A 19,771-nucleotide genomic window follows, 5' to 3' on the forward strand; every position below is an offset into this window, starting at 1 on the left:
CAAAGCCTGGCGATCGGCGGCGACGAGCGTCTTGATCTCATCGACATCCTGGATGTTCGGGTCGGCTTTTTTCGCGGCGGCGAGATCGGCGCGGGAACCCTCGAGCTTGGTCATGACCTCGGCCAGATTCTTGTCGAGGTAGCCGAGGATGATCTTTTTGCGCAGAGCGACCGCTTCATCGCGATACTTGAAATAATCCGCTTTAGACGCCTGGATCTCCGCGGCCATTTTGGCGTTGATGTCTTTGGCCACCGCGCTGATGGCCTCGAACCGCGCTTTTTCCGGCGCCACGGCTTCCTGCGCCTGGGCGGAGATCTCCGTTTCCGCGGCAGTGATCAGCGGCGCGATGTAGGACTGCACGCCGCGATCGATCTCGGCGACCGCGGCCGCCAGTTCAGCTTCGCTCGGGGCCGTCGTCCGGCCTTCGAACCGGGATTGCATGGCCGCGACCAGCTGATCAGCCTTGGCTTCGGCGCTGGCGCGGATCTCCTTTTCTTTCTGCTCGATGGTCGGCTTGATCGCTTCCTCGGCCTTGACGCGGATGCTTTCAGAAGCCTTGTTCAGCTTGTCGGCCATCTGTTTTTTCGAGGCCTGCATCTCAGCGAAAACAGTCGTCTGGCCCCAGCTGATGAAATCCTTGGTCAGACGATCAGCCTCGTCAACGCTCGTCGCGCCGCAGATGGCCTCGACTTTTTTCTGGCCGGCTGCGATGAATCCGTCAACGTCCGGACGCTCGATGCTCGGTTCGATCTCGCGGCCTTTGTCGTAGATCGGCCAGACGTGTTTTTTCACCGCCTCCATGGAAGCGAAGAAATCCCCGCTCTTCCAGCGCGTCATGGCGCAATAGATCTGGATCAGCTCGGCGTCGGTGGCGTACTGCCGCGCTTCCGCCGGAATCTCGCCCGGCTGTTCGAATGCGGGCTGGAACGGCTCGGCTTCGGATTCCGGCGCTGTCGGCGCCTGGTTGTACCGGGCTTCGTATTGCGACCGATAGCTCTCGAGCTCTTCAGCGCTCGGACCGTGCGCCGGCGGCGCGGATTGGGCCAAAATTCCCCACGCGGGGATGAGCAGACCGGCGCCGATGGCGGCCAGCCAATACTGCGTTGTAACACGGCGTTCTTTAGGCATAATTTGGCGTGACGAACGATTGGTTAATGTTTTAATTATAGCACGACCGACCGCTGACGATAACCGGCCAAATCAAAGACCCGCCGGAAGGCGGGCCGTGTTTTGATCTTTATTCACCCAATATTTTTTTGACCTTGGCCAGCAGGATGTCCGGGGTCATGTCCTGTTTGGGCAGAAAATCGGTCGCTCCGGAACTGATGCCATGCTTGATATCTTCGGGATCGCCCAAAGCCGAGATCATGATGACCGGAGCCGTCTTGAAATCGCTCTCCGTACGGAGCTTTTTCAGGAAACCAAAGCCGTCGAAGAAACCCTCTTTTTCCGGCATCATGATATCGAGTGTGATGAGATCCGGTTTCGAGGTCGCTAATTTCGACCAGCCTTCCGCCGGATCCAGGGCGGAAACGACATTGTAGCCATGCGGCTCCAGCATCGCCTTGAAAAGATCCTTATAAAAGGGGTCGTCGTCGATGCAGAGAATGGTCTTGGGCATAAGATATATGTCTTCTTTTTAATTATAGCTCATCCGACCACCGGCGGCAATCGGCTGGCGGCGCATAAAAAGACGGGCTTGATGCCCGTCTGGAAGATCTACATGCCGTTCAGGATCCGGAAGACCTGGTAGGCCAGCATGGCGCCATTCAGGGCACGATGGACTTCGGGTTCCGGTTCTAGGCCGAGGAATTCGGCCACCTGATTCTGCTTGAAATTCGCGAGTCCCTTGTTGTGCAAAAGGAACCGGGCGCCGGACATGTTGCAGAGACGATGATAGCTCATCTCGTCCCTGACTCCGGTCTTCCGGAACGCCTTGGCTACGAAGGGCCAATCGAAACTGACGTTATGGGCGAGGAAGATCGCGTCGCGCGTGCGCCGGGCGTACTCTGCCATCGCTGCGGCGAGCGGCACGGCATTCTGCCAGTCGGCGGGATCGTAGCCATTGACCTTCAAAGCCTCGGGCTGCGCCGTTTCCAGATGCTCCGGACGCACCTTCACTTCGTAGGTGTCGAGGATCTCGAGCGTCTTCTGGTCCACGAGCACGAGACCGATCTCGATGATCTCGTGCGTGTCCGGATCGAGACCAGTCGTCTCGATATCGGTGATCGCGATCGGACGATCCGACATCGGCATCCTGTTCGTCTTCTGGCCCATGTTTTTCTCCTTGGCTAAAGAACCGGCGGCGACTCTGCGCGCCTGCCGTCAATTTAGATCAGCCGGCTTGGTTTGGCAAGAAAAAAACCGGACCTGCATGGTCCGGCGGCGCGATCGGGTTTCAGTTCGAAAGTTTGGCGAGCACTGACTCCAGATGCCGGCGCAGATCTTCGAGACCCTGGCGGTCAAGCTGGCTCACGTTAGTGAGACCGCGGGCGTTCAGAAAAACCTGGGTCTCGGCGAAGCCGGAGTTGGCGTTCTCCAGATCACGCTTGATCACCTGGAGTTTGCCGTGAAGACGATCGAGTTCTTCGGCCAAGGCTTTCTTCTTTTCGTCTGACAGGGACATGAGAACCTCCTGAGATTACGGTCAAAGAGCGGATCCGCGAAAAACCGCGGGCCTTGCGGCGCCGCGGCTTCAGATTCCCAAATACGGCCGATTCAGTCAATCATTTGGCCTGGTCGACATCAGCGGCCAGCAGAGCCTCGTATTCGTCGACATCGCCATTCTTCTTGATCTGCTTGTCCTCGTAGGGCGCCGCCAGCCGGCGGTAGAATTCGTCGGCGACATTGCGGAAAGTACCGCTGAGCAGCGCGATCAGCCAGTAACGGATCCGGTGGAACCGCAGGCGCACCACCTTCAATGCCAGCCGCGTGCAGGCGTAATTGAGATAGCCGGCGAAAGCCGCTTCGTGTTCGTCGGACCCCGCGGTCGCGGCGATCTCTTCGGCCAGGCGGTCGATCAGCGGATCGAAGCGTTCGCGCTTGGCGGCGTCGATATACGGCATAAGCGGCAGTCGTCAACCGGTCCGGCGGACCAGGCAGATGAACGATTTCAGATAATCATTCTCCGGGAAATAGACCGAGCGCGGATGATCGGCGCTCTGCCGGATCGAAGCCAAAACTGAAAGTTCGACGCCGGCCTGGATCGAAGCCCGGCGCAGGACGAACAACAGATCCTCCTCGGACAGGAAGTGCGAGCAGCTGGAAGTCGCGAGGATCCCGCCGTCGCGGACCAGGCGCAGGGCGGCGCGATTCAGGAAATGGTAAGCCTTCTTCCCCTCTTCGGCATCCTTGCGGCTCTTGATCAGGGCCGGCGGATCGAGCAGCACCATATCGAATTCGGGCTCGGTCTTGGTCGCGAGATACTGGAAGACATCGGCGGTCTCGGAAGAGATGTCAGCGGTCTTGAGGCCGTTCAGTTCCGCCTGGCGCGGACAAAGCTCGAGCGCCGCGGCCGAACCGTCGACGTTCAGGACCGAAGCCGCCCCGCCTTTCAGAGCGGCGATGCTGCCGGCACCGGTATAAGAAAAAAGATTCAGGGTCTTGCGGCCGGCCGCGAAACTGCTGACAGCCAGACGCAGGTCTTTCTGATCCAGGAAGTAGCCGGTCTTTTGTCCGTGAGCGACGTCGGCCAGGAAACGCCAGCCGTTCTCCTGGAATTCGACTAGCCCCGGATCCTCGCCCTGGAGCGGACCGGCGACATCGGGCAATTGCTCTTCCTTGCGGACCGCGAGGTCGCTGCGTTCGAAGATGCAGCGCGGCTGGAATTCCGCGGCCAGTGCATTCACGATCAGCGGTTTCAGGAGATCCATGCCCGCGGTCGAGATCTGCAGGACAAGGACGTCCTCGTAACGGTCGACCACGAGTCCGGGCAAACCGTCGGCTTCGCCGAAGACCAGACGGTAACCGCTGGTCGCGCCGCCGGGGGCGTAACCGTGGAGCGCGCGCACTTCCGCGGCGCGCCGGAGCCGGCCGCGCAGCCAGGCTTCATCGATCACCGCTTCGCCGAAAGACAGCAAGCGCACAGCGATCGACGAGTGCTTCGAATAAGTGCCGACGCCGAGCGGCTGGCCGGAAGCGGCAGCGACGGTGACGAGCGCGCCGTTCGCGAGGTCAGCCGGTTTTTCGGCCAAAGCCCCGGAGAAGATCCAGGGGTGGCGATGGCGGGCCGAAACCTCTTTGCCGGAGGCTAATTTGACGATAGGTAGTGTAGTCATAGTTCGCCCGGCATCATACCTTTTCCGGTTAAAAAATGACAGCGGCGCGGACTTTACGGCTCCGACCAGACGCCACGGACGTCCGGAGTTGACTTTCCGCCGGATTGCGGTTAAATGGCTTTGCCGAAGCTTTTTGCCGCCGGCTTTCCTGGCTCTTTACCAACGGGAGGTGCCCAATGCCCCAGAACGAATTACGAGCTATTTGGCAGCTATTGCACCCGGTCGCCAAAGACCCGAATCTGCTCCATCACGCGATCGACCGACTTGAGCGTTTCCGACAAGTGATACGTTCCAAGCGGCTTAATCTCGAGAGCGACTACTCCTGCAACAGGGACCTGGTCACAAAAATATTGGCCTCGTCGCTCAACCGCCAAGTGATCGGCTGCACCACTATTTCGACCAGTACCAAGACCAAGGACATCCGCCTGACCAGCGACGAAAAATTTCGCCTCGTGTCGGGACTGCTCATTGGCGAAGGTTTCTGGCAGGTGCTCTGGACCCGCTATCGCTATTGGTGGACCTCTGGTCTTGATCGGACGTTCGGCGATGATTTCAAGACCAAACTGCGCCAGGCCGTGATCCGATCCGCCGGCGACAGTCTGGAGATCGCAGTCGCTCAGGCTGTCAAAGGTACGATCTGGGAGCGCCATCGCGCCAGCCTGCAGAATGGCATGTGGGACGTGATCATCTACTACCTGGGCTTTGCCGTCCTGGGCGACCAGAAGCTTGTGTCCCAGCTCGAACCGCTCGTCAGGTACGTCCTGCTCACGCCGCCGCTGTGCGACCGCCGCGAGGCCCCGGGAAACTGGATCATCCTCGTCAGCTGAGACTCAACGCAAAACCCGATCGTCTGAACGACCGGGTTTTTCTTTGGTCTGAAGTTGCGAAAGCCGGATCACCACATGATCGCCAGGTTGATCAGCAGATGCGACAAAGCGATCAGGAGTCCCGTACCGGCCAGCCACAGATGAAGTTTGAAGTAGTTCCTGATCCCCAGCCTGGCACCGTACCGTCCGACCACCGCGGCGGCGCCGAAGAACAAGAAAGCCAGCAGACCATCAAGCATGATGAGCGGCATCCCCAAAACCCGATAGAATGCGATTTCCCTGAGCATAGATCCGGCTGTTGATTATTCGTCTAAACGCAGGCTATTTTAGCACGACTGGGTTCAGTTGGCCACGCGGCGGTTTGACCTCAACCGCCGCTTTTGATTAGGTATGGCCAGCGGGCCAGTTTCCCGCAACCGGTCTTTGACAATAGAGGCGAACAATGGAAGGAGTACCTCCATGCTTCGACAGCTCCGTTTTTGGCTAGCCGTCTGTTTGTTGGTTTGCAGCTGCACTCATGCCGAGTCGTCGGTCAAATCCTGCGCAATCAGCGACCGCAGCGGCAATGAGATGTGCTGGGATCTGAAGGTCTTCTATAAAGGGATCGACGATCCACAGATCGCCGCCGACCTTACTCGTATCGAAAAGTCGCTCCACAAATTCCGGACTGACTACCAGGGCCGGCTGAACACAAGCCTCGGCTCGGCCATCGCGGCCTATGACGAGATCGACCAGCTCATGAACAAAGTCCTGGCTTTCCTGATGCTCAAGACCAGCCAGAATCTGACCGATGAAAAAGTGCGGTCAAAGTATGTTGACGCCGAACAGCGTCTCAGTTTGGCGGTTTCGGAAAACCTCAACTTCTTCGAACACGAGGTGATCCAACTCAACCAGGAAACGCTTGATCGGCAGATCGCGGCTGATCCGAACCTGAAACGGCTCACGCCGTTCATCCGGTCCATCCGCGCCAAGAAGCAGCATCTGCTTTCGGAAAATATCGAAGCAGCTCTGGCCGCGCGCGCGCCTTACGGCGCCGAATCCTGGGTCAAATTCTACGAGGAGATCGAAGCCGAACTACGCTTCACCTTCAACGACAAGAACGTGACGCTGAAGGAACTCCTGAACATCATGTCCGCGGCGCCTGATCCCGAAGAGCGCGCGGCGGCCCAGAAGGCGCTGAACGACGGTTTCAGCGGTTTCTTCGCCCGCTACGCCGCCCAGACGCTGAACATGATCGCTGGAGCCAAAGCGGTCGAGGATCGGGAGCGCCGGTTCGCGCATCCGATGGACGAGCGCAACCGCAGCAATGCCGTTCCGGACCAAGTGGTCAACGCGCTCCATGACGCGGTCAAAGAGACCGCTGCGCCGCTCGCCCGGCGCTATTACCGCCTCAAAGGGGCGATCCTAGGATTGGAACGGATGCGCTGGAGCGACCGCAACGCCCGGTTGCCGTTCGATAACGCCGGCTCCGACATCCCGTTCGATCAAGCGATGCGGACGGTGGCCTCGGCCTACCAAAGCTTCAGTCCGACCATGGCCGCGTATGTCCGACAGATGTACGCCGAGCGGCGTATCGACGCGCCCGCTTCCGCGGGCAAAGCGAACGGGGCTTTCTGCCTCACGATCATGATCCCGAAAGACCGCGCCGTCTCGTTCGTGCTCCTTAATTATCAAGGTTCCGAACGGGACGTTATGACGCTCGCCCACGAACTCGGCCATGCCGTCCACGGGCAGCTGGCCGCCGAGGCTCAGGGATCGCTGATGAACGGAGCGCCGATGGCTTACGCCGAAACCGCTTCGGTCTTCGGCGAAATGATCGTCTTCGACTATCTGCGCGCTGAAGCGGCCAAAAAGGGCGACAAAGAAGCCCAGCTGGCCCTGCTCATGGAAAAGATCGACGACGTGATCAACACCAGTGTCCGGCAGATCAGCTTCTCGAACTTCGAGCGGCGGGTCCATGCCGCCGGACGCCGGCTCACGGTCGACGAACTCAACGCCATCTGGCTCGAGGTCACCAAGGAAATGTATGGCGCCGAGGGCGACGTATTCACTTACGAGAACATGGAGTACCTCTGGGTCTACGTCCCCCACTTCCATCGGCCGTTCTACGTCTACAGCTACGCCTTCGGCGAACTGCTGACGCACAGCCTCTACGGCCAGCGCGCCCGGCTCGGCGACAGATTCGAACCGCTCTACCTGGATCTGCTCCGGTCCGGCGGCACCAAGAATGCCGTCGATCTGGTGCGCCCCTTCGGCCTCGACCCGAACGATCCCAAATTCTGGTCCCAGGGCATCGAGCTCAGCTTGGGCGCGATGGTCCAGGAAGCCGAACGCCTGAGCCGCGAGCTCGGCTACGACGTTCCGTAAGAAGCTTTTTTCGACACCAGCCGCTCTCATCTGAGAGCGGCTTTTTTGCAGGCCGCGATCTTGCGGGATCTGCCGCGGCGATTGACCATAGCGCGGCATTTTGTTTAGCTGCTGGCAGTTCTTTGACAACCAACCCGGAGGATCAGAATGGTTGCATCCGCCATCAATCTGGGCGCTGAAAACTGGCGCTGGGACCTGTCTTGTTTCTATTCCGGACTCGACGACCCGCAGCTCGAAGCCGACATTCAAGCACTCGAACTTGCCGCTCCGACTTTCCACCAGAACTTCCAGGGCCGGCTCAAGGACAAACTGGGCGCCGCGCTCGCGGACCTGATCGGGATCGAACAGTTGTCCAGCAAAGTACTCACCTACCTGACGTTCAGGCATCATCTGGACCTCGGCGACGCCGTCATCCAGGCGAAACTCGCCGACGCCTCCAATCGTCTGAGCCTCGCCTGCGGCAAGTTTCTCAAGTTCATGGATCACGAGATCGTCGCGCTTGACCAGGCGGACATCGACCGCCAGGCGGCCGCTGACCCGCTCGTCGAAAAGCATCGGCCCTATCTGCAGGGCATCCGCGAAGAACAGCCCTACCTGCTCTCCGAACCGGTCGAACAGGCGCTCGCTATCCGCGAACCTTTCGGTCCGGACTCCTGGGCATCATTCCATGAGGAGCTCCAGGCCGACCTGCGTTTCGATCACGCGGGCCAGGAATTGACGCTCGAGGAGATGCTCGATCTGGCCTACGAAAATTCGAATCCGGAGATCCGCGCCGCCACCCTGAAGACCCTGAACGAAGGTCTGAAAGGCGTCTTCGCGAACTACGCGGCACAGACGCTCTATCAGCTCGCCGCCGCCAAGCGGCTGGAGGATAAAGAACGCGGCTACAAGCATCCGCTGGAGGCCCGCAACCGCGAGAATGCCGTATCGGACGCGATGGTCGAAGCGCTGCATCGGGCCGTGGCCGACGAAGGTCCGGCGCTTGTGAAGCGTTTCTACCGCCTCAAGGCCGCTCATCTCGGATTGCCGCGTCTCCGCTGGAGCGACCGCAACGTCAAGATCGGCCAGGCTGACGGAACCAAGATCCCCTTCGACGAGGCCGTGCGGATCGTCGTGGACGCCTACCAGGCTTTCTCGCCGACCCTCGCCGCGCTCGTGCGGCAGATACTCGTCGAGAGACACGTCGACGCGCCGGCAACGCCCGGCAAGATGGGCGGCGCTTACGAACAATCCGCGACCCTGCCCGGCGGCCGGACCGTCGCGTTCACGCTCTTGAACTACCTGGGCTCGACCCGCGACGTCATGACGCTCGCCCATGAGCTCGGCCACGGCGTGCACGACCTGCTCGTGAGCGCCAGCCAAGGCACGCTCATGGCGGAAGCGCCGACAGCCTACTGCGAGACCGCCTCGGTCTTCGGCGAAATGCTCGTCTTCGACGATCTCCGTCGCCAGTATGCCGGCGATCCGCGCCGCCTGCTGGCCCTGATCATGGGCAAGATCGACGATATCATGACCACCGTGGTCCGACAGATCGGCTTCTCGAACTTCGAACAGCGGCTTCACGGCACGGACCGGAAACTGTCGGTCGAGGAACTATGCGCGATCTGGATCGAAGAGACCAAGAAACTCTACGGCGAGGCTTTCACCTACGAGAACACGGATCACCTCTGGGCCTACCTGCCCCATTTCCACCAGCCGTTCTACGTCTACAGCTACGCCTTCGGCGAACTGCTGACGCACTCGCTGTTCGCAGTGCGCGGCAACTTCCCTCCCGGCGAATTCGAATCCAAATACTGCGACTTGCTCCGCAACAGCAGCGTCGAAGATGCGATCGGACTATTGAAGCCGTTCGGCCTCGACCCCGCGGACGCGAAATTCTGGTCCCAAGGACTGGAGCTCTCGCTCGGCAGCCTCATCGCCGAAGCCGAGAAGCTGTCTTACCTGCTCGGCGTCAGCTTCTAGACAGACCTGAAAACCACCCCGCTCCTCGGGGTGGTATTTTTTATCACTGTCGCTCAATTTCTCTTGTCGAAAGCCAGGACCGCGGCGAACAAGAAGACCGCTGTGAAGGCCACCAGAATCACCGCGTCCGCGGAGGCCGTGCGCAGGATCAGCGTATCCAGAACGCGCGCGGAGACCTGCGGCGCCAGCAGGATCTGCCGCATGGCGTCGACGCCGTAGGACAGCGGATTGATGAGTGCCACCGCCTTCATCCAGGCCGGTACGGCCGTGAGCGGAAAGAAAGCGCCAGACAGGAAGAACATCGGGAAGACGAAAAAATTCATGATCACGCCGAAATTCTCGACGGTCTTGACCAAGGAGGCGATGAACAAGCCGAGTCCGGCGATGACAAACGCCAACAGGATCATGAGCGGTAAAAGTTTGGGCATGACCGACCAATGCAGCCTGACGCCGATGAAAGGCGCCAGCGCCAGCAGGATCACGCCCTGGAGCGAAGCGATGGCGGCCGCGCCGGCCATCTTGCCGAGCGCGATGCTGACGCGGGAAACCGGAGCCACAAGGATCTCCTTGAGGAACCCGAACTCCCGATCCCAGACCGTGGAGATCGTCGAGAAGAACGCCAGGCTCATGATGCTCATGGCGATGATGCCGGGATACATGAACTGCAGGAAATCCACCCCAAAATTCCCCCGGGACAAGGTCTGCTGCAGGCCACTGCCGAAGACGAACAGGAACATCAGCGGCTGGAACAGCGTGGAGACGATACGGGGTTTGTCGCGCCAGTAACGGATGAGTTCGCGCTCGGCCACGACCATGATGGCGGCGGTGTTCTGTCGGACATTCATAGGCTTCTTCAATGATGCGCGGGGCGGCCGTGCAGATGGTTTCGGAGTTTGTCGGCGGCTCCGGCTTCCTGGTCGCGGATGACCCGGCCGGTCAGTTTCAGGAAAACGTCGTCGAGGGTCGGTTTACGCAAAGCGACGGAAGAGATCTTCAGCCCCGGTTCGGCCAAAAATTTCGGCAGGAATTTCTCCCCTTCAACCACGCCGAATTCGACCGCTCCGCCGAGCTCGCGCGATTCCAGACCGTAACGATCGCGCAGCGTCAGCTTGAGCGCGTCATGATCGGCCGCGATCACGGTCACAGTGTCGACGCCGACCTGTTTCTTCAGTTCCGCCGGAGTATCCAGAGCCACGATGCGGCCATGATCAATGACAGCGATGCGATCACAATATTCAGCCTCCTGCATATAATGCGTGGTCATGAAGATGGTCATCTTCTGGTCGCGCTTGAGTTTGAGGACATATTCCCACAGATGACTCCGAGTCTGCGGATCGAGTCCGAGAGTGGGTTCGTCAAGGAACAGCAGTTTCGGGTAGTGGATCAGGCCGCGGGCGATCTCCAGCCGACGTTTCATGCCGCCGGAAAAAGTCCTGACGATATGGTCTTTGCGGTCCCAGAGTTCGACGAGGCGCAGGACCTCCTCGAGCCGTCGGCGATATTCAGCCCCGCTCACGCCGTAAAGCCGGGCATGGAAGCGAAGATTCTCTTCGGCGGTCAGACGATCATCCAGGGAAGGGTCCTGAAAGACGATGCCGATGCTGCGGCGGACCTCGTCGCGGTCCCGGATCACGCTGAAACCGTTCACGCGGGCTTCGCCAGCGGTCGGTTGGAGCAGCGTCGTCAGCATGGCGATGGTCGTAGATTTGCCGGCGCCGTTCGGTCCGAGAAAACCGAAGATCTCGCCTTCGTTCACGTTGAAACTGACCGCCTCCACGGCCGTGAAATCGCCGAATTTCTTGGTCAGACCGTTCACTTCAACAATGCTCATAACAGCATGCATCATAACATCTTCGAAGACGTTTGTCTGATGAAAAAAGCCCCGTCCGAGGACGGGGCTTGAAGTCAGAATTCCCACCTGGCGCCGATGATCAAGTACGGCGATCGGAAAGCGCGTTTATATGCCTCGGTCACGATGTCCCAAGCATCACTAGGGGCATGGCGAGCCGCGGCGCGGCTGTCCGAGTCATAGATGTCAAATTCTTCGGCGGCTTGTTCGATGCGTTCCTTGGCCTTGTTATAGACAGGCTTGGGCGACGGTATGAACCAAGCAGCCTGCGCTCGGAGCTCCAACCCCTCCCAAACCCGCCAATCAAGACCGGAAGTCAGCATCAGATCGAACTTGCGTTCGAATTCCGGCACGGACAAGGCCCGATCGATACCGTAATTGCCGTAGTACATCAGACCGATGCCGAACCAACGGAGCCGGACGTTCCACAGGTGTAAATTTGTGGAAACCCCGCCGCAAACGCCATTCTGGGCGTAAAGACAGGCGTAGAAATACCGCAAATTAGCTTCGAGAACGAGCCGGTGTTCGCCCTGGGCATTCTTTAACCCGGAAGCGATGCCGATTCCGACGCCGACGGTTTCGTGGCTGGTTTTACTCTCCAGCCGCGTGATCTTTTCGTCGAGTTTTTCGATGCGCTCGATCAACTCCGCGTTCTGCGATTGCAGATCGTCCAGTTGTAGCTGGAGTCGGTTTTTTTCGGGCGCTGACGAAAACTCGGCTGAAGATTCCGACTCGGCGTCCGTCGATTCCGGACGCTGATCAGCCGCGACCGGCTCGGGTAGTTCAGCGCCGGTAATAGCATCCGGCTCGAAGGCGATCAGCGGCATCTCGATAGCCGTGATCTCGACCGTGATCGGGTCGATCCGCGGTTCGATGCTCGCGCCAGCGGCGGCAAGTTCGTCCACTGAGCGCAACCTAATCGTCGGCGGCCTGTGGCTGTCGCCAGCGCGTCGCTGAGCGCCATGCGCGCGGACAGTCCCCGGAAAAGGAGCGTTGACCCGTCGGTCAGGACTTTCCGGGTTCAAAGCCGCGTCAGTCGCGTCGTCAGGAACGTTGATTCGGCTGTTCTCGCGCTCCTCGGCGGGAGAACAAGCGGAAATTGGAAAGAACAGTCCAGCCACCATCACCAGAACTTCACAAAGGCCACGGTTCATGGGTTCACCCCCTATAACCAGCCGAAATAGGCTTAGCGGCAAGGCCATCTTACCGCTAACGGAACTGGTGTCAAAGGTGTGCGTCTTTTAAGCTTCTTTAGCCGCTCGCTAAATTTAAAAACAGGCCTTATCCGGCCCGTTCAAAACCACGGAGATGTGGCGCGATTGAAATTATAAATGCTCCTGGCTGATGATCTTGCCGGTGTCAGCCTCAAGTTCGACGACCCAGCGATCAGACGCCGAACACCCGCCGCCGTCTGGCGAATCCGCATCGCAATCTTTTCGGACGCGCCACAGCGGTTTGGCATCCGCGCGGCGGATATCGAGTTCGTAAACGTAGCGGCCAGAGTCGGCATCGGAGCTGCCCATCGCCGCATCAGCCAGACGCTGAGCCTCGGCAGCGGCCACTTTGATCAATTCCGGTTTCACCGCGCTGCCAATAAAAGAATCTTCCTTGCCCAAATTAAAACCGATCTCATAACCGTCGATATCCAGATTGGACATCACTGCTTGTCGCAACTTGCCAGAACATAGCTTAATCTTCGGAATCTTCTGATCGGCACCGACAATCTCTTCCTCGCGATCGCAGCGCACGATGTCGGCGATCCAGATCGGCGCGGCGCCACGCGATCGGCCGACAGTTCCGGCCGAACCGACGCTGATCCGTCCGATCCGCAATTTATCGCCGGCCCAGCTTCGCCCCTCCTCCAGCAACTGGCCATAAAAATCGTCGAACTCGATCCGCGGAGCGTCATTCAAACCGATGATCCCGCGAACCAGATCTTCCGGGGATCGGCCGTTCAAACCAATAGTCATCCCACAACCGGAAAACAGCGGCAACGCGAGTACCACTGTCAGTAACGCGATCACGCGGGATATCCTGAAATTTTTCGAGACGTCACGATTCATATCGAAAGTTTACCACAAATGCCGACGGTCTAGAAATAACGGCCGGCGCCGACTCAATTGATGACGACCTTAGTTCCGACCTGCGCCCACCAATAAAGCGCTTCCATGTCGTTATAGGAGACGTTCACACAGCCGTGGCTTTTCGGTCGGCCGAAATCATTGTGCCAATACGCGCCGTGGATGTAGTAACGCCAGCGTTGCGTGGTGAAATGCAGGTTCCATTTCGTATCCGGATAATAGAAACCGAAACCGCGACCGCCGTAATCCTTGCTCGGCTGCTTGTCCAGGATGCTGAACTCTCCCCTGGGCGTCGACATGCCGCTGATGCCACTGGAGATCGGAAAGGCGCCGAACTGCTTGCCGGCGAAAGAATATTCCAGGCGCTGCCGAGCGAGGTCCACCTTGATCAGTTTCTCCAATTTTTTGGACGACGGATCGAGCGGGTTATACGACGCCGCTACCTCGGTGCCGTCGAGGTAGAGATCGCCGTCCGAATCCGGATTCATGAGACCCGTGCCCAGGACCAGTTCCCAGGCGTCATTCAGGTAGTCGCTGTCCGAATCGACCTGAATCAGCCGGGCGCCGGCTCCATGCCGCGGCGAGTAGCCGTTCCGGATCTCGGCCAGATCGTCATAATCGTCGCCGTCGGTATCGGGCAACGTCGGATCGGTGAAATAAATGCTCGTTTCCTGAAGATCCGTCAGGCCGTCATGGTCCGTATCGGTCAGATCGGACTCGGCCGCCCAGAGCGGCGCGACCGGAATAAAAAAACCCCACGCCAATAATATGGCCAGGGCTGATGCCGACTGCCGGATACCCAACGCAAATGAACCGTTTTGCCGTTTTTTGACCGTGGTCATTTTTATTTCCTCTGCTTTAATTTTACCGCTTTTTTGGATCGATTTCAAGCCGCCGGCGGCGGCTGGCGCAGACAAATAAAAAATGCCCCCGGCCAGGAGGGCATTGTCCGCTAAAGCGTACCGTTCTCTTTCCTCCGATGATAGGCATCGAAGAAAGCCTCGCGCGTCGAATAGCGGAACGAATAGCCGTAGCGTTCCTGCAATTTCTTCGGCGACACGACGATCCCGTGAGCGATGAGGTTGACCGAGGTCGGCGAAACGCTGCTGAGCCGCAGTTTCCAGAGCAAGGCGATGACCGCCTTGAACAGGCGTTTCGGCAGGCTGAGGAAGATCTTCCGCGAATTCGGATTCATTTCCCGCTGGCACGAATACGAATCAGCCGCGAGATTGAAGACACCTTCGATCTCCGCGTCCGCGAGCACTAGGCCGACGAGCGCTTTGACGTCGTCCTCGTGGATGAATTGGATCTCGGCGTCAGAGCCGTCGAGCAGCAGGCCGACTGGCGACTTCGCCAGCACGGCTACGACGCCGCCCGGCTTGTAGTAGCTCGGACCGACCGCCGTACACATCCGGAAGTTGACCAATTTGAAGTCCGCCCGTTTGGCGAAGCGCAGATAATGATCTTCCACCCACACCTTGTTCTGGGCGTACACCCAGTCGCGCGGCCGCGGACGCCGCTCCTCGGTGATGCCGATGGTATTGTCCGGCCAGCCGCCGTAGACGCTCGCGGAACTGAAGTGGATGAACTGGACGACGCTGGATGTGTCGTGAGCGGCGATGAAGACGTTCATCGAACCGTAAACATCAACGTCCCATTCGAACAAGGCGTCGTGCTGCGGATCCATGAGGTAAGCGAGATGGATGACATGCGTCGGCAACTCGTCGGCGAAGATGCGGCGGACGAGCGGCTTGTCGCGGACATCGCATTTCACGAAGCGAAAATTCGGATAATCCCGCTGGCGCGGCATCGAAGCAATATCCAGGCCGACGACCGGGATCCCTTGCCGGGAAAAATGCTCGGCCAAAAAATTTCCGACGTAGCCGTTCGAACCGGTGATCAGGATCTTCATGGCTGACTCCTGTTGTGAAAGAACGGCTCTTTTTACCCCGCCCTGAACCGAAAGTCAATTACCGCTCACGACAATTCAGCCGCGGCGGATCTGCCGCGGCTTATGATGAGGCTCGATCGGCCGCCGCCCAGCTCTAGGAATATAACGTCTCGACGTACTCGCGGAACATCCTGGTCGCCGTGAACTGTTCGAGGATCATGGCGCGCGAATGGCGCATGCGCTCTTCCCAGAGTTCCGGCGTGCCGGCGGCGTTGCGCGCGTAATATAACGGTAGAATATCCTTCTCCAGGCGGTCGAAAATATCCTGATTCAGATGGTCGTTATGCAGGATCCAGCCGGCGTTGTCGAGCGGCGCCTCGTGGATCCAGCCGTCCTTGGTCGAAAGCTGGAGCACGCCGTTCAAAGCGGCTTTCATACCGCTCGTACCGCAAGCCTCGAAGCCGACGACCGGCGTGTTCAGCCAGACGTCGCAGCCCGCGACGAGAAGTCCCGCTGAACCGAGGCCATAACCCGGCAGATAAACTGCGATGTCGGCAAGTTCACCCTCGGTCAACTTCATGATCTCTTTCAATAATCCCTCGCCGTCGGTGTCATTCGGATGTGCGTATCCGGAAATGACGATCTTGAAAGGACGGCCGGCGGCGCGCGCCAGATCGGCCAAGCGTTTCAGGTCCTCGAAGATCGCGAGCGGACGCTTGTAACGGACGATGCGGCGCGCCCAGCCGATGAGCAGGGTGTCAGCGCTCCACTCCCGGCCCGTGGCGGCGCGGATATGATCCAACAATTCTTTTTTCTTTTCCTGATGCCGGGCCCAGAACGACCCCGCACCGGCATGATCGTCGCCGATGCGATCCCAAGTCGGGACATGGATGCCGTTCGTCACGGCCACCATCGGATGATCCGTCCAGATCTCTTTGGCCTTGGCGGCATGCAGCCGGCTCACCGCGTTGACGATGGTCGACATGCGCAGCGCCAGCATGGTGAGCGAGAATTCGCTCGACTGCTGGACGAGTCCGAGTTTCACGAGCTCATGGACGGGAACGGACAGGTCGATGGCGTAGCGCTGCAGCAGCATGGTGGCCAAGTCGTAGCTGTAGACCTCGTTGCCGGCCGGCACGAGCGTGTGGTTGGTCAGGACGATGCGGCGGCGCGCAAACTGTTTGGCTTCGTCGAAACCGATATGCCGCTCATGCATCTCGTGGTGGATGAGTTCGAGCGCCAACATGGCGGAATGCCCCTCGTTCAGATGATAGACGATCGGATGGATGCCCAAAGCCTCGATCAGGCGCAGACCGCCGATCCCCAGGACGATCTCCTGTTTGAAACGCGTCTCTTTGTCGTTGTCGTACAGCCGGTCGGTGATGCCGCGATCGGCCGGCAGGTTCTCCTCGCAGTTGGTATCGAGGACGTAGACCGGAACCTGGCCGATGGACTTGCGCCACGCCCGACATCTGATGTTGCGATCGTGGATCGGCACGATAACGTGCAGCCGCTCGCCTTTCTGATCATAGACGGGTTCGAAACCGGCGCGCGACGGCGGCGTCGCTTCACAAGCTTCCACGGATTGTCCGTCGCCAAGGCTTTTACGCGAACAGATGTACCCTTCGCGATAATACAAACCGATGGCGAGCAGCGGAAATTTCAGGTCGGCCGCTTCCCGGACCATGTCTCCGGCCAGGACGCCCAGGCCGCCGGCGTAGCGCCGCTGCGGTTCATTAAAAGCGTATTCGGCGCAAAAATAAGCCACCGGACGCCCATTGAACCGGGCGAACTCCGGCAAGGCTCGCAAAGCCTCGAATCGCGCTTTTTCTTCGATCAGCTGGGCCATAACCAGATTGGACTTGGCTTAATTATACCACGTCGGCTGTTACTGCAGCCGTATCAAAATTGTGATTGCACCTGTTGTTTAGAGAAGCAACCAAGTACCCAGACCCAAGAAAACCAAGAAACCGAATACGTCAGTCGCCGTGGTCACGAAAATCGAACTGGCGATAGCCGGATCGATACCGATCTTCTTCAAGAGAAACGGGACGGCGGCTCCGAAAAGTCCGGCCACGAACAGATTCACGATCATGGCGAGCGCCAGGACCAAAGCCAAGAGCAGCGGCGCGTGAAAGAGAACGGCCACGACAGCCGCGACTGCGCCGACGATCAGGCCATTCACGAAGCCCGCCAGCGCTTCGCGCTTGATAACCTTCAGGGCTTCTGGCCAAGTCAAGTCGCCGGCTGCGAGGCCGCGGACAACGACTGCCAAAGTCTGAGTCGCAGCATTACCGCCTTCGCCCGCCACCATGGGCATGAACACTGCCAGGAGCGACATCTGGCTGATGCTATTCTGAAAACGCGAGACCACGAAGGCGGCCAAGGTGGCCGTGAACAGATTGACGACCAGCCAGACCGAACGCCGCCTGATCTTGTAATGAGCCGGATCGCCGATCTCTTCGTCGTGGTGAACGCCGGCAAAACGGTAGACATCCTCGGTAGCCTCGGTCTCGACGATGCGCAGCAAGTCGCGAACGTGAACCGTGCCCAGGATCAGACCCTCATCGTCAACCACGCCAATGACGTCGGTCTGCTCATTACGCGCGATGCGCACAACATCTTCCTGGTCGCTATGATACGGAACCATCGGCATCAACCTGACTAACTTGGCTATCTGCGCCGTCTGCGGATTCAGAATCAAGTCCTTGTAGGACAGTTGTCCCAACAATCGGCCGCCTTCGTCGGCTACCAGAATGAGCGGCGCGCGCTGATCGCGATCAATATGCCTCTGGATCTTCTCTGCCACCTCGGCAAAGGTATAACCCGCCCTGACGATGATAAAATTCAGGTCCATGAGTCCGCCGGCAGTCTCCGGCGCGAACCGGAATAGATGCTCGATCTTGGCCTGTTTGTCGACCCGGACCTTACCCAAAATCTCCTCCTGCCGTTCCGGCGTCAGTTGTTGCAGTACGTCGACGGCGTCATCCTCATCCATTAATTGCAGCATCAAAGCAGCCGCGTCGTCATCCAGAAGAGCGATGACAGCGGCGCGAGCTTGATCCGTAAGTCTGACGAATACTGGTCCCTGCGCTTCAGGCGACAAGGCAGTAAATAACTTGACGCGTCGAGCAGTCTGTCGATTGATGCAATCCGCCACGAACATGAGATTCAGCCCGGCGGCCGCAGTCTTGCAGCGTTCGGCATCGCCTGACGACAGAGCAGCATCAACAGTCCGCAATAATTCTCCTTTGGGCATACGGATTGATTAACGATTATTTTCCGCGAGCCGAGATTTCTGCTGCTGCCAAAGAGTATCGGCAGCCGCAATAACGCTGGCGATAGATGCCGCGCTCGGCGACCAGCTGCCGCGCTTTCTCCGACCGGCCTTTCTTTTTCCAATCCTCGTCGAGAAAGATCAATCCGAATTCGCCGGCGATAGCGCGGCCGAGATCATTGATGACGGAAGAGTTTTTCTGGCGGCCGCTCGAGAGGCTGGTCGCGAAAACCGCTATGCCCAGATCGCGCGCCCGGGCCGCCGCGGCGGCGAGACGCAGGCGGCAGCAGGCCGCGCAGCGCGAGCCGCCTTCTGTGATCGCACCCAGGACGCCGACCGCCTCTTCCCAGACCTGCGGCTCGTGGTCAGCATCAATCATCCTGATCCCCCACTCCCGGCAGACCCGGACGACCTCTGCCTTCCTTTTGTCGTATTCCGCCGCGGGATAGATATTGGGATTATAGAAAAAGACGACGACTTCGCGGCTGGCGCGCAATTCATCGATGACGGCGATGCTGCAAGGAGCGCAGCAGGTGTGGAGCAGGATCTTTTCGGACATGATCGGTGGCGATGATCGTCGGACTCAATTCGAAACCTGAAAGTACCGGTCCGTGCCGTTCCAGCCGACGTTTGCGCCGCGCAGCACGCCGGTGCCGCCGCCGGCTTCGGGCGCCGTGATCCGGGTGTTAGTCACGACTTCCGCGGCATTCTCGAGATTGGCGTAGACCGCGCATTTCCGGCCGTCCGCGGAGACCAGGTAGCGATAGTAGGATTCGGTGTCGCTGCCGCGCCGCGGATCGCGCGGGATTCGGCCCACGAGCTGGGCGATCTGCGGATTCTTGGCCTTCAACTCCGAGACGATCACGGCGAAATCATGTTCGCCCGGACCAGCGTCGGGCATCGGACAACTGATCGCGAAGAAACGCCCGAACTGCGCCAGATCGCTCTTGCGTTTCGTATCGCGGGCTTTTTTCAGAGCGCCGCCGCCTGCGACCGCGCCCATGGTCGCCAAAAGACCGATGATGCCGATGACGATCAGGATCTCGATGAGAGTGAAAGCACCCCGACGACGGGAACGCGCTGTAAGATATCCGCTCATAATTGGCCAGCTCGCTCTGATTTATCCGGCTTGGTGCTATGATACCAGAATTCCAAGCGACAAGCTTATCCCCCGCTCGGATATCCGCGCATCAAGGAAGCGGTTTCCGCGCGCCCTCGTTGCAGCCAGACCGCGCAAGCG

Annotated in this window: 20 protein-coding genes; 3 read left to right on the top strand and 17 right to left on the bottom strand. The window is 59.2% G+C overall.

Features of this window, described 5'->3' with window-relative positions; all coding sequences use genetic code 11:
* From WCT10_00660 to WCT10_00685, 6 genes are all read right to left on the bottom strand, one after another.
* Positions 1-1,128 (bottom strand): hypothetical protein (locus WCT10_00660; protein ID MFA6603333.1); only part of this gene is annotated, 1,128 nt, incomplete at its 3' end.
* 109 nt (positions 1,129-1,237) lie between these two features.
* Complete coding sequence (locus WCT10_00665; protein MFA6603334.1) at positions 1,238-1,621, bottom strand: response regulator; 384 nt, start codon at positions 1,619-1,621, stop codon at positions 1,238-1,240.
* A 98-nt stretch (positions 1,622-1,719) separates the two neighbouring features.
* Positions 1,720-2,277 carry a 3'-5' exonuclease gene (locus tag WCT10_00670; protein MFA6603335.1) on the bottom strand — a complete coding sequence of 186 codons (558 nt, stop codon included), beginning with the start codon at positions 2,275-2,277 and terminating at the stop codon, positions 1,720-1,722.
* Positions 2,278-2,398: 121 nt separating this feature from the next.
* Positions 2,399-2,626, bottom strand: coding sequence for a hypothetical protein (locus tag WCT10_00675; GenBank protein ID MFA6603336.1), 228 nt, complete (start codon positions 2,624-2,626; stop codon positions 2,399-2,401).
* Between the two features lie 100 nt (positions 2,627-2,726).
* Positions 2,727-3,065 (bottom strand): hypothetical protein, encoded by a 339-nt coding sequence (locus WCT10_00680; GenBank protein ID MFA6603337.1) that lies wholly within the window; start codon positions 3,063-3,065, stop codon positions 2,727-2,729.
* Between the two features lie 12 nt (positions 3,066-3,077).
* A complete protein-coding gene (locus tag WCT10_00685) occupies positions 3,078-4,277 on the bottom strand; it encodes a class I SAM-dependent rRNA methyltransferase (GenBank protein MFA6603338.1) in 1,200 nt (399 codons plus the stop codon).
* Positions 4,278-4,453: 176 nt separating this feature from the next.
* Between WCT10_00685 and WCT10_00690 the strand changes: the two genes are divergently transcribed.
* Entirely contained in the window at positions 4,454-5,104 is a 651-nt protein-coding gene (locus WCT10_00690) for a hypothetical protein (GenBank protein MFA6603339.1), read from the top strand.
* 68 nt (positions 5,105-5,172) lie between these two features.
* Here the strand turns inward: WCT10_00690 and WCT10_00695 are convergent, their stop codons facing one another.
* On the bottom strand, positions 5,173-5,391 hold the full coding sequence (locus tag WCT10_00695; protein MFA6603340.1) for a hypothetical protein: 219 nt from the start codon (positions 5,389-5,391) through the stop codon (positions 5,173-5,175).
* A 172-nt stretch (positions 5,392-5,563) separates the two neighbouring features.
* On the opposite strand from WCT10_00695, the gene WCT10_00700 reads away from it, so the two are divergent.
* Positions 5,564-7,471 (top strand): M3 family oligoendopeptidase, encoded by a 1,908-nt coding sequence (locus WCT10_00700; protein ID MFA6603341.1) that lies wholly within the window; start codon positions 5,564-5,566, stop codon positions 7,469-7,471.
* Between the two features lie 147 nt (positions 7,472-7,618).
* Positions 7,619-9,433: a M3 family metallopeptidase gene (locus WCT10_00705; protein MFA6603342.1), complete on the top strand. Its 1,815-nt coding sequence runs from the start codon at positions 7,619-7,621 to the stop codon at positions 9,431-9,433.
* Between the two features lie 53 nt (positions 9,434-9,486).
* On the opposite strand, the gene WCT10_00710 is transcribed toward WCT10_00705, so the two are convergent.
* The 10 genes from WCT10_00710 to WCT10_00755 form a co-directional block, all read right to left on the bottom strand.
* Positions 9,487-10,278, bottom strand: a complete 792-nt coding sequence (locus WCT10_00710; GenBank protein ID MFA6603343.1) for an ABC transporter permease — start codon at positions 10,276-10,278, stop codon at positions 9,487-9,489.
* 8 nt (positions 10,279-10,286) lie between these two features.
* Entirely contained in the window at positions 10,287-11,264 is a 978-nt protein-coding gene (locus WCT10_00715) for an ATP-binding cassette domain-containing protein (GenBank protein ID MFA6603344.1), read from the bottom strand.
* A gap of 74 nt (positions 11,265-11,338) precedes the next feature.
* Positions 11,339-12,196, bottom strand: coding sequence for a hypothetical protein (locus WCT10_00720; GenBank protein ID MFA6603345.1), 858 nt, complete (start codon positions 12,194-12,196; stop codon positions 11,339-11,341).
* A gap of 411 nt (positions 12,197-12,607) precedes the next feature.
* Positions 12,608-13,240 carry a hypothetical protein gene (locus WCT10_00725; protein MFA6603346.1) on the bottom strand — a complete coding sequence of 211 codons (633 nt, stop codon included), beginning with the start codon at positions 13,238-13,240 and terminating at the stop codon, positions 12,608-12,610.
* A 158-nt stretch (positions 13,241-13,398) separates the two neighbouring features.
* Complete coding sequence (locus tag WCT10_00730) at positions 13,399-14,205, bottom strand: L,D-transpeptidase family protein (GenBank protein MFA6603347.1); 807 nt, start codon at positions 14,203-14,205, stop codon at positions 13,399-13,401.
* Between the two features lie 110 nt (positions 14,206-14,315).
* A complete protein-coding gene (locus tag WCT10_00735; GenBank protein MFA6603348.1) occupies positions 14,316-15,275 on the bottom strand; it encodes an NAD-dependent epimerase/dehydratase family protein in 960 nt (319 codons plus the stop codon).
* A gap of 133 nt (positions 15,276-15,408) precedes the next feature.
* A complete protein-coding gene (gene glgP / locus WCT10_00740) occupies positions 15,409-17,103 on the bottom strand; it encodes an alpha-glucan family phosphorylase (protein MFA6603349.1) in 1,695 nt (564 codons plus the stop codon).
* Positions 17,104-17,181: 78 nt separating this feature from the next.
* Positions 17,182-18,513, bottom strand: coding sequence for a magnesium transporter (gene mgtE, locus WCT10_00745; GenBank protein ID MFA6603350.1), 1,332 nt, complete (start codon positions 18,511-18,513; stop codon positions 17,182-17,184).
* A gap of 16 nt (positions 18,514-18,529) precedes the next feature.
* The gene (locus WCT10_00750) at positions 18,530-19,090 is read right to left on the bottom strand and encodes an epoxyqueuosine reductase QueH (protein ID MFA6603351.1); all 561 of its coding nucleotides are present in this window, start codon (positions 19,088-19,090) and stop codon (positions 18,530-18,532) included.
* A gap of 24 nt (positions 19,091-19,114) precedes the next feature.
* On the bottom strand, positions 19,115-19,630 hold the full coding sequence (locus WCT10_00755) for a prepilin-type N-terminal cleavage/methylation domain-containing protein (protein ID MFA6603352.1): 516 nt from the start codon (positions 19,628-19,630) through the stop codon (positions 19,115-19,117).
* Between the last annotated feature and the right edge of the window lie 141 nt (positions 19,631-19,771).

The sequence above is a fragment of the Patescibacteria group bacterium genome (assembly GCA_041667185.1).
Classification (GTDB): Bacteria; Patescibacteriota; Patescibacteriia; order SG8-24; family SG8-24; genus JBAYFM01.